The sequence below is a fragment of the Streptomyces canus genome (genome assembly GCF_041435015.1).
Taxonomy (GTDB): Bacteria; Actinomycetota; Actinomycetes; order Streptomycetales; family Streptomycetaceae; genus Streptomyces; species Streptomyces canus_G.
The window spans coordinates 6,793,238-6,809,141 of record NZ_CP107989.1 but is presented as its reverse complement, the minus strand read 5'-3'; the positions used below and the strand labels follow the sequence as shown (position 1 = coordinate 6,809,141).

At 70.5% G+C, this 15,904-nt stretch carries 8 protein-coding genes and 1 pseudogene; 4 read left to right on the top strand and 5 right to left on the bottom strand.

All coding sequences use genetic code 11. The features are described from left to right. Positions 1-22 precede the first annotated feature (22 nt). On the bottom strand, positions 23-313 hold the full coding sequence (locus OG841_RS31100; RefSeq protein WP_365115281.1) for a hypothetical protein: 291 nt from the start codon (positions 311-313) through the stop codon (positions 23-25). A 758-nt stretch (positions 314-1,071) separates the two neighbouring features. Between OG841_RS31100 and OG841_RS31095 the strand changes: the two genes are divergently transcribed. Together OG841_RS31095 and OG841_RS48655 are read left to right on the top strand one after the other, a co-directional pair. Further along, positions 1,072-2,790 carry an LPXTG cell wall anchor domain-containing protein gene (locus tag OG841_RS31095; protein ID WP_328638492.1) on the top strand — a complete coding sequence of 573 codons (1,719 nt, stop codon included), beginning with the start codon at positions 1,072-1,074 and terminating at the stop codon, positions 2,788-2,790. A gap of 119 nt (positions 2,791-2,909) precedes the next feature. After that, a pseudogene (locus OG841_RS48655) lies at positions 2,910-3,041 on the top strand (YceI family protein); the annotation flags it as partial. A gap of 216 nt (positions 3,042-3,257) precedes the next feature. Here OG841_RS48655 and OG841_RS31085 read toward each other — a convergent pair. The 4 genes from OG841_RS31085 to OG841_RS31070 form a co-directional block, all read right to left on the bottom strand. Further along, positions 3,258-5,708, bottom strand: coding sequence for a non-reducing end alpha-L-arabinofuranosidase family hydrolase (locus tag OG841_RS31085; protein ID WP_328638493.1), 2,451 nt, complete (start codon positions 5,706-5,708; stop codon positions 3,258-3,260). Between the two features lie 281 nt (positions 5,709-5,989). Beyond that, positions 5,990-7,561: a sigma-70 family RNA polymerase sigma factor gene (locus tag OG841_RS31080; protein ID WP_328638494.1), complete on the bottom strand. Its 1,572-nt coding sequence runs from the start codon at positions 7,559-7,561 to the stop codon at positions 5,990-5,992. Positions 7,562-8,080: 519 nt separating this feature from the next. Beyond that, positions 8,081-10,801: a pyruvate, phosphate dikinase gene (ppdK, locus tag OG841_RS31075; protein WP_328638496.1), complete on the bottom strand. Its 2,721-nt coding sequence runs from the start codon at positions 10,799-10,801 to the stop codon at positions 8,081-8,083. A 418-nt stretch (positions 10,802-11,219) separates the two neighbouring features. Further along, positions 11,220-12,422 carry an ROK family protein gene (locus OG841_RS31070; RefSeq protein ID WP_328638497.1) on the bottom strand — a complete coding sequence of 401 codons (1,203 nt, stop codon included), beginning with the start codon at positions 12,420-12,422 and terminating at the stop codon, positions 11,220-11,222. A 120-nt stretch (positions 12,423-12,542) separates the two neighbouring features. Here OG841_RS31070 and OG841_RS31065 point away from each other — a divergent pair, with 120 nt between their 5' ends. Then, positions 12,543-13,967 (top strand): MGH1-like glycoside hydrolase domain-containing protein, encoded by a 1,425-nt coding sequence (locus tag OG841_RS31065; protein ID WP_328638498.1) that lies wholly within the window; start codon positions 12,543-12,545, stop codon positions 13,965-13,967. Then, on the top strand, positions 13,964-15,904 hold the full coding sequence (locus OG841_RS31060; protein WP_328638499.1) for an amylo-alpha-1,6-glucosidase: 1,941 nt from the start codon (positions 13,964-13,966) through the stop codon (positions 15,902-15,904). Before OG841_RS31065 ends, OG841_RS31060 begins: the two co-directional genes overlap by 4 nt.

The window sequence follows — 15,904 nt, the reverse complement described above, 5'->3', positions numbered from 1 at the left end:
CTCCCTCCGCAGCCGGTGGGACTCAGCCTACGAGCGGTGGACGCGGCGCGTCATCGTCGGGCACGGGCCGCGTGTCCAGGTAGAACCATTCGGCCCCGGGCCCCGGATCACCCGGGAACGCCTCGGCTGCGGAGGAGGCTGCGGTGCGGAAGCCGTCCGGCCGGGCGCCCGGCCCCTCGGAAGCCCCGGCTGCGGAGAAATCGTGGGCGTGGGAGATGTCGGGCCAGGAGGCGGCGGCTCCGGGACCGGCGGCCACCGTGTCGAATGCGCGTCCCTCGCCGCCGACGGCCGTGTCGGAGACCCTGCTCCCCAAGGCCGGCTCGGCGGAGGCCCTGCTCCCGAAGGCCCACACCCGCCAGGCGCCCCGGCGCCGACGCCCCTCGCCCCAGCACCCGCGGACGCCGTCCAGGCTCCCGCCGCTCCAGCACCCATGGTCGCCGTCCCGGCACCCACCGCCTCAACACTGGCGGACGCCGCCCCGGCGGTCCGCGCGTCGGCCCCCGCGGAGGCCACGTCGGCACCCATCGACACAGTCCCGACGCCCTGCGCCCCGGCTGGGTGGACCTGCATGTCTCCGACGAGGGCCCCGGCATGACGGCCGAGCAGCGCGACCACAGCCCCAAGTAGTTACTCAGCGCTACATACCACCTGGCGGTAGCTATGCGAGAACAGGGCCGTCGCGGTGGCGGTGGCGGCGGCCGCCGCCTGTCTTTTCCTGTGCTTCCTGAGCGGCTTCAGCCGCTCGGCCACCGCGGGCGGTGTGCGGCCGGAAGCATGTGATGGTTCGCGCCGACGAGGTGGAAAGGGAGCCCGGACGTGTCCCCGGGTCACCGGGTCACCGGGTCACCGGGTCCGGAGAGACGGTGCGACCGCGTCTCGGCGAAGAATGATTGAGACGGCAACCTTTCCGCTCTGAGTGGCCACTTAGGGGTGTACCGACGAGGGCGAGCCGTGGTCAGCGGCGCTACGCCCTCTGTGTTAAGACCCTGATCGGAGCATTACGTGTCATCAGACGACCCGAGACCCGCCGAACAGCCGATGCCTTGGGCTCGCACGCCGCGCCGTAGCCGGATGCGCCGGCGCTTGGTCGCGGGGGCTGTGGCGGTGCTCGCCGCCTCGGTCGGCGTCGGCGCCCTGGCGCCCAGCGCGGACGCCGCGCCGACCGTCGACATCCGTGTGAATGCCGGTACCTCCCTGGGCACGGTGCCCAGCAGTGGTGTCGGCCTCAACACGGGCTTCGGCGACGACCACATGGGGACCCCCAAGGTGACATCGCTGATGAAGGCCGCGGGAGTTCGGCAGCTGCGCTATCCCGGCGGCTCCGGCGCGGACGAATACCACTGGAAGACCCACACCTACGGCGACGGCAAGGGCTGGATCCCCTCCAACACCGACTTCGACCACTTCATGGCCACCGCGAAGAAGGTCGGCGCCCAGCCGATCCTGACCGCGAACTACGGTTCCGGCACCCCCCAGGAGGCCGCCGACTGGGTCAAGTACTCCAACGTCGACAAGGGTTACGGCGTGAAGTACTGGGAGATCGGCAACGAGGTCTACGGCAACGGGCACTACGGCAACGGCAAGGGCTGGGAAACCGACCACCACGCCGACAAGAGCCCGAAGGAGTACGGGAAGAACCTCGTCGCCTACTCGAAGGCGATGAAGGCCGTGGATCCGAAGGTGAAGATCGGAGCGGTGCTCACCACCCCCGGCTTCTGGCCGGATGCGGAGAAGGCTCCCGGTGACACCGCCGACTGGAACAACACGGTGCTCTCCATCGCGGGAGGCTCGATCGACTTCGTCATCGTCCACTGGTATCCGGGCGGCAAAACCACGGCCGACCTGCTGAACACCCCCTCCCGGATCGCCGGTGTCAGGTCCTCGCTGCGCTCGCTGATCGCCAAGTACACGGGCTCGCGCGCCGCTTCGGTGGAGATCGCGGTCACCGAGAACGGCGCCGTCGGCTCGCCCGCCCAGACCAGCCAGGCCGCGGCCCTGTTCGCGCCGGACACCTACATGACCTGGTTCGAGCAAGGCGCCACCCACGTGGACTGGTGGAACCTGCACAACGGCACGGACCAAGCACCCACCACCGTCCATGGCCAGACCGACTACCAGGACGGGGGTGTGCTCTCCGCCGGCACCTGCGCCGGGGGGAAGTGCGAACCGACGCGCGACACGCCCTTCCCCACCTACTGGGGCATCCGCTCGCTGACCGCACTGGCGAAGCCTGGCGACATCATGGTCAAGTCGTCCTCGGGCAACTCGTCGGTCACTGTGCACGCGGTGCGGAACAGCACCGGCGGGCTGAACGTCATGCTGACCAACAAGAGCCCACAGAACGCGGCGCAGGTGTCGCTCTCGTACGCCGGATTCACCCCGGCCGCAGGGGCGGTCACGACCGTTTCGTATGCCCAGGGAGACACCGCCCTGACGACGGCGAAGCGGGGCACGGCGGCCGCACAGACGCTGCCGCCGTACTCGATCACGACCCTTCAGCTGAAGCCCAGGTCGGGGACCGCCGGCGCTGACAAGCCGACGCCCGCCCCCACGCCGACCGCCGTCACGCCGGTTGTCTCGGCCCCCGGCACGACCGGTACCCGTGCGCAGGGGGAGGTCGGCGCGCCCGTCGGCCAGCAGACCCCGAGCAGCACGTCCGGCGACCTGGCTTCCACCGGGGCGAGCAGCGCTGCTGTCACGTACAGCGCCCTCGGTGGCCTGCTGGTCATCGCTGCCGGCGGCGTGCTGGTGCTTCGCGGACGTCGCCGCAGGGGTTTGCACGGGAAGTGAGACCCCGTGAGTGACTGACGGCCCGGCAGCAACGCCACCCACCCGTGGCGTGCTGCCGGGCCGTCGGCGTCGGCGTCGGCGTCGGCGTCGGCGTCGGCGGTCAGGAAACAAACAAGGCCCGGGTCCTTGACCTGGACCTGGCCCACCTCGGCACCGGTCCCGACCCGTGGGGCGGCCCACGAGCCGCGTTCCGGGCCACCGTGGAACTGCCGCGCGAGGACTTCGCCATGAACTACAACCAGGTCGTCCAGGGCGAACAGCTTCCGTCGCACTCTCAGCGCCAACCGCTGCACCGATGTTCGCCACCCCTGGGCCATCCATGTCCGTGAGCGGAACGCACCAGCGCTGACGACGCCGGGGCCACAGGACAAACGATGAACAATGAACGTCCACGAAAGCGGGGAACCCCAGCCGACGCACGGCTGGGGTTCCTTGAGGTGCTGCCGCTGTCTCGTGGATCAGGCGGGTCAGCGCTGCAGGGTGAGCAGGCCCGGCCGGTACGGCAGTTTCAAGTAGTCGGTGTTCTCCGGTGTGTTGCTGGGGAGGCCCTGGTAGAGGAACTGCAGGTTGCAGGGATCGATGGTCATGGTCTGGTCGGGGTTGTTGCGGACCAGGTCACCGTGGCTGACGCCCTTGGCCCAGGTCGAACCGCTGTTGGCCTGGCCCGCGAAGGGGCTGCTCTCGCTGCCCGCCTGGACCGTCCACGGACCGTTCAGGCTGGAGGCGGTGAACGAGCGGAAGTAGCGGTTCGCCCCCTGCGCCTCAACGATCATGAGGTACTGGTTCTGGCCCTGGACCTTGTAGACCTGCGGCGCCTCGAACAGAAGGTTCGTTGTGTCGCTCATGACCGTCGTGTACGAGGAGCCGAAGTTGCCCGGGAAGTTCCCGATCGGCATGCTCGCCCGGTAGATCTTGCCGTTGTCAGCGGCGAAGAACAGGTACATGTTCTGGTCGTCGGCGATCATGGTCGGGTCGATCGGGGCGTTCTTCTGGTTCGGCCCGGGGCCGTCGGGGAGGCTGCCGGTGAACAGCGGCTGCTTTGCGGACCAGCCGTTGGGGTTGGTGGGGTCGCTGGACGTGCGGTAGTAGAGCGGCCACTGACTCCACTGGGACACCATCACCCAGACGTTCTTGGGCGCGAAGTAGAACACTTGAGGCGCCACCGCGGGCTCGTTCATCCGGGTCTGGCGGGCCGTCGCCATGTCCGACCAGTTCGTGAAGGGACTGAACCCCGTCGAGCCCCACTTCGTTCCGTCGGATGTGGTCGCGTAGACCAGGTGCTTGCCGTTGTACGTCACGGTGGTGAAGTCCTTCAGCGCGACCTGCCCGTTCGCCGGCTGCGCCAGCGGACCCGACGACGACCACCGGTAGGTCGACGGCAGGGCACACGTGTTGCCCGTCGACGCGGGCGTTGCCGTTGTCGGGGTCGAGGTCGGGGCAGGGGTCGCCGTCCCGGTCACGCCGGTCCACTTCTGGTTGCTGCCGGACCAGCAGGAGTACAGCTGGATCTTGGTGCTGTTGGCGGTGCCCGCGCCGACGGCGTCGAGGCACAGGCCGGACTGGACGCCGGCGATCGTACCGTCGGTCTTGATGTTCCACTGCTGGCCGGCGCCGCCGTTGCAGTCCCAGATGACCACCGCGGTGCTGTTGCTGGTGCCCTTCGCGTCCAGGCACTTGTCGCCGTAGATCATCAGCTGCTTGCCGGAGGTGTACGTCCAGCGCTGGTTGGTCTGTCCGTTGCAGTCCCACAGCTGCGCCTGGGTGCCGTTGACGGTGGCGAAGTTGTTGATGTCGATGCAGCGACCGGAGGGGGCGCCCTTGATCGCTCCGACACCGGTACCGGTCCCGCCGGTCGTCCCGCCCGTGGTCGTGGTCGGGGTCGCGCTGGTCGCGGTACCGGGGGTGGCCTTGAGGGCGTTCATGACGGCGGAGTAGGCGGGCTTGGGGTTGCCGTTGCTGTCGAACAGCAGGGGGTTCTCGCTGCTGCGCCAGGAGTCCTTGTCACGGATGCCCCATACCGTGATGCCGGTGCACCGGGCCACGGACAGGCAGGCGTTGACCGTGTTGGCGTAGTTGGTGGCCGACGCCTGGGCGATGTCCAGCTCGGTGATCTGGACGTCAACGCCCAGAGCGGCGAAGTTGGCCAGGGTGGTCCGGAAGTTGGACGGCTGGCCGCCGGTGCCGAAGTGGCTCTGGAAGCCGACACAGTCGATGGGCACGCCGCGGGACTTGAAGTCCTTGACCATCGCGTAGACGCCCTGGGTCTTGGCGTCGGTCCAGTTCTCGATGTTGTAGTCGTTGTAGCAGAGCTTGGCCGAGGAGTCGGCGGCCCGGGCGGTGCGGAAGGCCTCCTCGATGAAGCCGTTGCCCAGCACGTTCTGGAACACCGAGCTGCGGTGCTGGCCGCTGCCGCCGTCGGCGAACGCCTCGTTGACCACGTCCCAGGCGTAGATCTTGCCCTTGAAGTGGGTCATCTCGGTGGTGATGTGGTTCTTCATCACGCTGCGCAGCGTGGCCGCGTCGGTGATGGAACTGACCCAGGTCGGGAGCTGCGAGTGCCAGACCGTGGTGTGGCCGCGCATGCGCTGGCCGTGTGCCAGGGCATGGCTGACGATCTGGTCGGCGGGGCCGAAGGTGAAATTGCCGCGGGACGGCTCGATGGCGTCCCACTTCATCTCGTTCTCCGGGGTGATCATGTTGAATTCCCGGTCCGAGATCGCGGCGTACGTCGAGTCGCCGAGCCTTCCGGCGGCCACAGCGGTGCCGAAGTACCTGCCGGAGGGGGCCGCCTGCGCGCCCAAGGTCGCGGCTCCGGCGGAGCTGGGAAGCAGCGTCACGACACCGGCCAGCACCGCCGCGGCCGACACTCCTATCGCCCATGTCCGGGGACGCCGGCCGAGCCGGTGCATGCCCTTCATGATTCTCCTCGGGTGCGTCCGTGAGTGTGTCGCGTCATGGGAGGGGCTCTCTTCAGGGGATACGTCAACGGCGAAGTCGGGGAGCCTGCCGCGCCGACACGTCATGGTGAGAGCGGCGGGAAGTGCACCCCACGAAAGAGGAGGCCTCCGAGCCCGCGGTCTCGTAACGAAAAAGTCGCGCCATCCGGACGATTGCCCAGTGATGCATCTCGCAGGCAAAAAGCGTTATGCCGAGCCCGGCTGTCCGGTCGCCCTCACCGAGAGGGAGTGCGCACCAGTTCTCAGGCCAAAGCCCCGCGCACGATGAAGGAAGCCTGGCCGGCGAAGGCCCGAGTGCCGTCGGAGCCGTCGAGCCGGATGCCGCCGTCACGGTGGCGCAGGACCGAGCCGGGATAGTTGTGCGCGTGCAGGGTCACCGAACCGGCGACCGACCCGGGGCTCGGGCAGAAGGTGGCGTCTTCACGGAACAGTTCGCTGCCGTCGTTGCCGCTCAGCCGTAGCCGCAGGTCACGATGGCGCAGATAGCGGCCGTCGGCGGCGCGGAAGGTGACGCACCGGGTGTCGGCCAGCCCCCGGACGACCGTGAAGGTGACCCGCTGCCGGCTCTGCGCGCCGCTGGACGGGGCAACCCGGCCGAGCGTCGCGAAGTCGCCGGTGTACGTGACGTACAGGCCCCTCTCGTCCACGGACTCCAGCGACCGCGCGCCCAGCGGAACAAGGTCCGCGACGGCGGACGGACTCACCGGGGCCGGCCGGGCCGGCGTGCTCTTTCGCGACGGGCTCGGCGTGGGCTCGCCGGCCGTGGGAGCGGCAGTGACGCCGGGCACTCGACGCGCCGGTTCGGGCCAGGCCGCGTAGGTGGCGGTCCCGGCGATGAGCACCGCGCCGGTGGTGAGGCCCACCAGCGGATGAGCTCCCATCGCGGAGAGCTTCCCGATCAGCGAGCCGTGCAGACCACCTGCCCCAACCCCTGTCCCCGACGACGCAGCCGCCGTGCCGACTCCGGCGTGTGCCGTGGCCAGCCCGGCGGCACTCATGGCCGTACCCGACACCAGACCCTTGGCGGCCAGCGCGGCGACGAGAGCGGCCGGGACGGCCAGCGGCGCGAGGCTGAGCAGCAGGAGGTCGGCCGGCACCCGTTGCGTCGTCGTCGCCGTGCAGACCGGGCAGCCGCGGGTGTGCCGCGCGATCCGCTTGCGCCACACCGACGTACGGGGACCGTCCCAGCCGACGACGGTCTCGGCCAACCCCGGACAGCGCGGGTCGGCCGCCAGCGCGGCGACGATCGTCCGGCTCAGTTCCAGCTGCTCACGCATGCGCTGCAGGCTCACTCCGGCGTGGGCGACCGAGAGCCCCGTCGCGGCGGCGATGTCGTCACGGCTCACCGATCCGGCGCACTCCTGCCACCACAGCGACAGCAGCACCCGGTGGTCCGGGTCGAGCCACCGGCCCGCCTCGACGACCTGACGGCGCTCGTCCGACACGTGCAGACGCAGGATCGTCATGTCCTCGGGCACGGCGCCGGCGTCCGGTACGTGGTCTGCCTCGTCGATGCCCGTGGTCCGGCCGGCCAAGGCGCGCTGCCGGTGCCGGTGGCTACTGATCTGGCGGAGCGTGATCGACACCAGCCAGGACCGGAAGCTGTCCGGGTCACGCAGGGCAGGCAGGTCGCGCACCACGCGCAACAGGGTCTCCTGGACGACGTCGTCGACGTCGGCATGTCCGCTCAGGGCTCGCCCGACGACGTTGTAGAGCAACGGCAGGTACGCGCCGATCAGCTCCTCACGCGCCCGGTCGTCCCCGGCCTGCGCCGCGACGACCAGTTGCGCGTGGTCCGCGTCCATGAGCCTCATTCCGACCTCCCCCTCCCCCAGGGGACCGATCCGCCGGGTACGGCGCCACACCATAACCTCGGCACATGCGTACAGACAGAGCCCGTGTCCTGGGTCACTGGAGCAGCCCGCGCCAACCAGGAGGCCCGGTACGGCGCGTCATCGTCTTGCCTGCGGTGTTCCATGGCCGACTCCCACAGATCATCCGGGCTGCGTTCGGGTAGCCGACGACCAACTCGTGGACGGCCCGTTCACGACCGACGATCTCGACGATGGCTCGCGCGCCGTACATCACGCCGCCACGGGCAGGGCGACTCGGGACCGCCGGAGCGGCGACTTCTGCGGCCAGGGCGGCAGCAGCAGCCCGATCAGCGCCCACATGTCGTCGACTTGGCTTGACCGTCCTGGCAGATGATGCACGAGAGAGGGCGGCACCCCCGCACAAGGGTGCCGCCCTCTCTTCGTGATCCGGAGCCGCCGCCCATCGGATGAGGGTCGGGGACGGGCGGCGGATCCGGGGTACCAGAGGCCGTCAGGGGCCTACCGGTGGTCGCTGCCGTTCGCCGTGATCGCCGCGCGCCCCGCCTCCAGGCGGGCCACCGGGATGCGGAACGGGGAGCAGGAGACGTAGTCCAGACCCACCTCGTGGAAGAAGTGGACCGACTCCGGGTCGCCGCCGTGCTCACCGCAGACGCCGAGCTTGAGGTCGGGCCGGGTCACGCGGCCCGCCTCGGCGGCCAGCTTCACCAGGGAGCCCACGCCGTCCTTGTCGATCGTCTCGAACGGGGAGACGCCGAAGATGCCCTTCTCCAGGTAGGCCGTGAAGAAGGAGGCCTCCACGTCGTCCCGGCTGAAGCCCCACACCGTCTGGGTGAGGTCGTTGGTGCCGAAGGAGAAGAACTCCGCGGCCTCCGCGATCTGGCCGGCGGTCAGCGCGGCGCGCGGGAGCTCGATCATCGTGCCGATCGACAGCTTCAGCTCCACGCCCGTCGCCGCCTCGACCTCCGCGACGACCTGGTCGGCCTCCTCGCGGACGATCTCCAGCTCCTGGACCGTGCCCACCAGCGGGATCATGATCTCCGCGCGCGGGTCGCCCTTGGCGTTCTTGCGTTCGGCCGCCGCCTCCGCGATCGCGCGGACCTGCATGGTGAACAGGCCGGGGATGACCAGGCCGAGGCGCACTCCGCGCAGGCCCAGCATGGGGTTCTGCTCGTGCAGCCGGTGCACGGCCTGGAGCAGCCGCAGTTCGTTCTCGTGCGGCTCCTGACGGGACTCCGCCAACGCCACGCGGACCGACAGTTCGGTGATGTCGGGCAGGAACTCGTGCAGCGGCGGGTCCAGCAGCCGTACCGTCACCGGCAGCCCGTCCATCGCCGAGAACAGCTCCACGAAGTCCTGCTTCTGCAGCGGGAGCAGCGCCTTCAGCGACTCCTCGCGCTCGGTCTCCGTGTCGGCCAGGATCAGCCGCTCGACCAGCTCGCGGCGGTCACCGAGGAACATGTGCTCGGTACGGCAGAGGCCGATGCCCTGGGCGCCGAAGCGACGGGCGCGCAGCGCGTCCTCGGCGTTGTCCGCGTTGGCCCGCACCCGCAGGCGCCGCTTCCGGTCCGCGAACGCCATGATCCGGTGCACGGCCTCGACCAGCTCGTCGGCGTCGTTGGCACCCGCGTGCATCCGGCCCTCGAAGTACTCGACGACCGGCGACGGCACGACCGGGACCTCGCCCAGGTAGACCTTGCCGGACGAGCCGTCGATGGAGATCAGGTCGCCTTCCTCGACGACGTGTCCGCCCGGGACCTTCATCCGGCGCCGCTTGGTGTCGACCTCCAGCTCCTCCGCGCCGCAGACACAGGTCTTGCCCATGCCGCGCGCGACCACGGCCGCGTGGGAGGTCTTGCCGCCGCGGGAGGTCAGGATGCCCTCGGCCGCGATCATGCCGTCGAGGTCGTCCGGGTTGGTCTCACGGCGGACCAGGATGACCTTCTCGCCCGAACGCGACCACTTCACCGCGGTGTACGAGTCGAAGACCGCCTTGCCGACGGCCGCGCCCGGCGAGGCCGCGATGCCCCGGCCGACCTGCGCGACCTTGGTGTTCTCGTCGAAGCGCGGGAACATCAGCTGGGCGAGCTGGGCGCCGGTGACGCGCTGGAGCGCCTCCGCCTCGTCGATCAGGCCCTGGTCCACCAGCTGGGTCGCGATCCGGAAGGCCGCACCCGCCGTGCGCTTGCCGACCCGGGTCTGGAGCATCCACAGCTGACCGCGCTCGATGGTGAACTCGATGTCGCAGAGGTCCTTGTAGTGGTTCTCCAGCGTCTCCATGATCTGCATCAGCTGGTCGTACGACTTCTTGTCGATCTGCTCCAGCTCCGCGAGCGGGACGGTGTTGCGGATGCCCGCGACGACGTCCTCGCCCTGGGCGTTCTGGAGGTAGTCGCCGTAGACGCCCTGGTGGCCGGAGGCCGGGTCACGGGTGAACGCGACGCCCGTGCCCGAGTCGGGGCCGAGGTTGCCGAAGACCATCGAGCAGACGTTGACCGCGGTGCCCAGGTCGCCGGGGATGCGCTCCTGGCGGCGGTAGAGCTTGGCGCGGTCGGTGTTCCAGGAGTCGAAGACCGCGTGGATGGCGAGGTCCATCTGCTCGCGCGGGTCCTGCGGGAAGTCCCGTCCCGCCTCCTTCTTGACGATCTTCTTGAAGGCGGTGACGAGCTTCTTGAGGTCGGCGGCCTCCAGGTCGGTGTCGACCGTGACCTTCTTGGCCTCCTTGGCCTTCTCGAGGGCCTCCTCGAAGAGGTCGCCCTCGACGCCGAGGACGGTCTTGCCGAACATCTGGATGAGCCGTCGGTAGGAGTCCCAGGCGAAACGGTCGTCGCCGGCCTGCTTGGCGAGCCCCTGGACCGACTTGTCGGAGAGACCGATGTTCAGGACCGTGTCCATCATTCCCGGCATCGAGAACTTCGCGCCGGAGCGGACCGAGACGAGCAGCGGGTCGTCGGCCTGGCCGAGCTTCTTGCCCATGCGCTGCTCCAGCGCGTCGAGGTGCGCACTCACCTCGTCACGCAGTGCCGCGGGCTCCTCACCGCTGTCCAGGTAGACCTTGCAGGCTTCCGTCGTGATGGTGAAGCCGGGGGGAACGGGGAGTCCCAGGTTGGTCATCTCGGCGAGGTTCGCGCCCTTGCCACCCAGGAGGTCCTTGAGGTCCTTGTTTCCCTCGGTGAAGTCGTAGACGAACTTGGCTACGTGGGGTTCTTTGTTTTCCGACACGGGTCTCGACTCCCTCGAGGACGCGGTGGCTGCCCTGACGGCGAGGAACATACCCAGATCGAAGGCGTCTGGGTACGTCTACTCGGGCGTCATACGCCCGTAACCAGTCGTCCGCCAGCGGATCGAAAGTCAAAGCTTGGCAAGCGACACGCGGCGGATGTTTTCACTTCTTGAACGCGGCCACCCCCACAGACCCTCCTAACCGCTCATTCGAGCAGCTATTCGCACGCCTGATTTCGATCGATGAACGATCAAGGGGTGGCACTCAGTGCCACCCCTTGGAGAAGTGCAGTCGCCCAAGATCCGCTCATCCGAGCGGCACCCTTCTCAAGGGTGGCGAGAATCACGCTGCCACAGGGTGCCGGATTTCACCATGCGGACGGGCATCCGGACGGAAACGGAGGTGGAAACACGGGCGTCATACGCCCATGGCCAGCAGCCTCTCCTCGATCCGCTCGGGTGCGTACAGATGCTCCACGACCAGCGCACCCGCCCCGATCAGCCCGGCCCGCTCCCCCAGCCGCGAGGTCACGACCTCCAGCCGGGCGGTGGAGCGGGGCAGCGCCCGCTGGTACAGCAGCTCCCGGACGCCCGTGAGGAAGGGAGTACCGGCCAGATCTCCGGCGATCATCAGGACCCCGGGGTTCAGCAGGGTCACGACCGTCGCCAGCACGTCCCCGACCTGCCGGCCGGCATCGCGTGCGAGCGCCGCCGCCTCCGGATGCCCGGACGCCAGCAGGTCGCGCACATCCGAGCCCGAGGCCGCCGGCACCCCGGCCGCCGCCAGCCGCCGCGCCACGGCACCACCGCTCGCCACGGCGGCGAGACAGCCGTAGGAACCGCACCGGCACAGCGCCTCCGCGCCCGCGGGGACCCGGATGTGGCCGAGGTCGCCCGCACCGCCGTCGACGCCCCGGTAGACCGAGCCGTCGACCACGACTCCGGCGCCGATGCCGGTCGAGACCTTGACCAGCACGAACGCCGAGCAGTCCGGGTAGGCCGTGCGCTGTTCGCCGTACGCCATGAGGTTGGCGTCGTTGTCGACGAGCACGGGAACCGGACCGGTCCTGGTGTGCTCGGTGAAGGCTCCGGCCAGGCGGCCTCTTATGTCGTAGCCGTCCCAGCCGGGCATGATCGGCGGCTGGACCACCCGGCCGCTTTCCAGGTCGACCGGGCCCGGTACGGCGAGTCCGATCCCGCAGACCTCCTCGGCCCGGTGCCCGGCCTTCTCCAGCAGCTCGGCGAACCAGCGGCCCAGCTCGCCGAGCACGGCGTCCGGTCCGTCCTCGATCACCAGGGTGCCGCTGTGCTCGGCGAGGATCTCGCCGGTCAGGGACAGCACGCACGCGCGCGCGTGCCGGGTTTCCAGGTCGGCGGAGAGGACGACGGCATGGGCGTCGTCGAACTCCAGGGTGATGGAGGGGCGGCCGCCCAGCGGGGAGTCGACGGGGCCCCCGGCGCCCTCGCGCAGCCAGCCCGCGCGGAAGAGCCGGTCGAGGCGCTGGCCGACGGTCGCCCGGGACAGTCCGGTGGCCTGCTGGAGCGCGCCGCGCGTGACGGCTCGCCCGCTGCGGACCAGTTCGAGCAGATCTCCGGCGCCGGTCTGACTCCGTCCGGTCATGCGCACCCCCTTGTGTTTCTCAACTCTGCATTACATTCTGAGTTTTGCGTGTTAAATAGACGTAACCCTACGGTAGCCCTGACCGAACCGGTCGGTCACACGTCTTTCGGGGAGCCCCGAGTGGATCGCACTGCCCAGCTCATCACCCCTTCCGCGGCGCGTTCGATCGCATACGATCCGCCGGGTTCGTCACATCCCCTGCACGTCAGGGCGGCGCGGGTGCTGGAGGGCAACTGGACCGGCGCCTCCACGGTGCCCTCGCGCAGTCTGTACCCGCACCAGTGGTCCTGGGACTCCGCGTTCATCGCGATCGGTCTGCGCCACCTGTCCCCGCTGCGGGCGCAGACGGAGCTGGAGTCGCTGCTGGCGGCCCAGTGGGGCGACGGGCGCGTCCCGCACATCGTCTTCAACCCCTCCGTACCGCTCGACGCGTACTTCCCGAGCCCCGACTTCTGGCGCTCCTCGACCGCGGGGCGCGCCGCGGGCGCCCCGCGCACCGTACAGACGTCCGGCATCGTGCAGCCACCGGTCCACGCCCTGGCGGTGTGGCTGGTCCACCGCGCCGACCCCGGGCTGTCCCGTGCGCGCGGCTTCCTCGCCCGGATGTACCCACGCCTGGCCGCCTGGCACCGCTACCTCCTGCACCGCCGCGACCTGGGCGGAGGCGGCCTCGCGTCCGTCGTGCACCCCTGGGAGCAGGGTATGGACAACAGCCCCGCCTGGGACCTCCCGCTCTCCCGCGTCACCCCGGCGCCGGCCCGCTCCTTCCGCCGCGCCGACCTCGACCACGGAGCCGCCGAGGACCGGCCGACGGATCTGGACTACGGGCGGTACGTGCGGCTGGCGACGGACTACCGGGACGCCGGATACGCCGACGGCGGCGGAGAGTTCGCCGTCGAGGACCCCGCCTTCAACGCCCTGCTCATCGCCTCCGAACACGCCCTCGCCCGGATCGCCGACGAGCTCGGGGCGCCCGGCACGGCCCGGCACGCGCGCGCGGAGCGGCTGACGACGGCGCTGGTGGAGCGGCTGTGGGATCCGGCGCGCGGGATGTTCCTGTGCCGGGATCTGCGAGGATCCGCCCAGGACGGGCGCGGCGCCCTGATCCCCGAGCGCGGAGTCTCCGGCCTGCTCCCCCTGCTGCTCCCCGGCCTGCCGCGGGACATCGTCACGGCGGTCGTGCGGACCGCCTCCGGCCCCCACTTCGGCCTCGGCACCACCACCCGCCTCCTGCCCAGCTACGACCTCCTCGGCGAGGCCTTCGACCCGCACCGCTACTGGCGCGGCCCGGCCTGGTTCAACACCGCCTGGCTGCTGGAGCGCGGGCTCCGCACCCACGGCGAGCACCGACGGGCCGACGCGCTGCGGGAGTCGGCCCTCGAGCTCGCGGAGACCACCGACTTCGCGGAGTACGTCGACCCGTTCACCGGAGAGGCCTGCGGGGCGACCGGCTTCAGCTGGACCGCCGCGCTCGCGCTCGACCTGCTGCACAGCGACACCACAGTCACGGCGGACATGGGACTCAAGGGAGGGATCCGGCGATGACGGACCGGCATCATCTGCTCGTGCACGGCGGGACGTTCGCTGCCGTGGGTGACGGCGGGGACATCAGCGGCGTCCGGGGCGGCGGCAGCTCCCCGGACGGACTGTTCGTACGTGACGCCCGGCACCTGAGCCGCTGGCAGCTCACGGTCGACGGCGCGGTACCGGAGGCCCTGTCGCCGGTGGCCGAAGGCGACACCGCGCGCTGTGTCCTCGTCCCGCGCGGCGGCCGCCAGGAGCCGCCCGCCTGCACACTCTTCCGCGAACAGGCGGTGGGGGACGGCTCGTTCGTCGAATCCCTCCGGGTCACCAGCAACCGCCCGCTGCCGACGACGGTCCGCCTCGCGGTCACCGCCGACGCCGACTTCACCGACCAGTTCGAACTCCGCTCCGACCACCGCACCTACACGAAGACCGGCGCGACCCGCCGCCGCGAAGTCCTCGACGACGGCGTGGAGTTCACCTATCAGCGCGCCGAATGGCGTTCCTGTACGACGGTGACGGCCGACCCCGCCCCGGACGGCGTCGAGGAGACGGGCACCGGAGCCAGGCGCCTGGTCTGGACGCTGGACCTGGAGCCGCACGGCACGGCCGAGCTGACCCTGCGGGTGATGGCCCGCCCGCACGGCGACAGGCGGGCCCGCCGGGTACCCAGCTCTCCGGCCGCGCTGAACGACCAACTCCTCTCGCTGGAAGGCGAGTACGTGGAGGGCATCGCCTTCCCGACCGGCTGGCCGGAGCTCGCCGCCGCCTGCGCCCGCGGTCTCGCCGACCTCGCCTCGCTCCAGGTACCGGCGACCGGCCCCGACGGCGAGGAACTGCGCGTCCCGGCCGCCGGAGCCCCCTGGTTCCTGACCCTGCTGGGCCGGGACGCCCTGCTCACCTCGCTCTTCGCCCTCCCCTACCGCCCCCAGTTGGCCGCCGCGACGCTCCCCGCGCTCGCCGCGACCCAGGCGACCGAGACCGGCGCGGCCTCCGTGGCCCAGCCCGGCAAGATCGTGCACGAAGTGCGGCACGGAGAGCTGGCCCACTTCGGGCAGGTGCCGTACGGCCGCTACTACGGCTCGGTCGACGCCACCCCGCTGTTCCTCGTGCTGCTCGGCGCCTACGTGGAACACACCGGGGACCTCCCGCTCGCCCGGCGCCTGGAGCCCCACGCCCGTGCGGCGATCGGCTGGATGCTCGACCACGGCGGACTCACCTCGCGCGGCTACCTCGTCTACCGCGCCGACCAGGGCGGCCTCGCCAACCAGAACTGGAAGGACTCCCCCGGCGCGATCTGCGGCGCCGACGGAGCACGGGCGAGCGGACCGGTGATGGCGGCGGGCGCCCAGGGCTACGCGTACGACGCGCTGCGCCGGACCGCGTGGGTCGCGCGCACGGTGTGGGAGGACGAGACCTACGCGGCGCTCCTCGAACAGGCCGCGGCGGATCTGCGGGACCGCTTCCAGCGGGACTTCTGGATGCCGGACCGTACCTTCCCCGCCCTCGCGCTGGACGGCGAGGGCCGACAGGTCGACGCGCTGGCCTCCGACGCCGGGCATCTGCTGTGGTCGGGGCTGCTCGACAAGGAGTACGGCGAGCTGGTGGGGCGGCGGCTGCTGGAGCCGGACTTCTTCTCCGGGTGGGGAGTGCGGACACTGGCGGCCGGACAGGCGGCGTACCACCCGCTCTCCTATCACCGGGGCTCGGTGTGGCCGCACGACAACGCGTTGATCACGCTGGGCCTGGCCCGGTACGGCTTGCACGACGAGGCGCGGGCGGTGGCGCACGGGCTGGTGGACGCGGCCACGGCCACCGGGCACCGACTGCCGGAGGTTCTGGCGGGGTACGGGCGGGACTCCCATGGAGAGCCGGTGCCGTATCCGCACGCGTGTGTGCGGGAGGCACGGTCCGCTGCGGCGCCGCTCGCGCTGCTGACGGCGGTGGGGGGCGCGTAG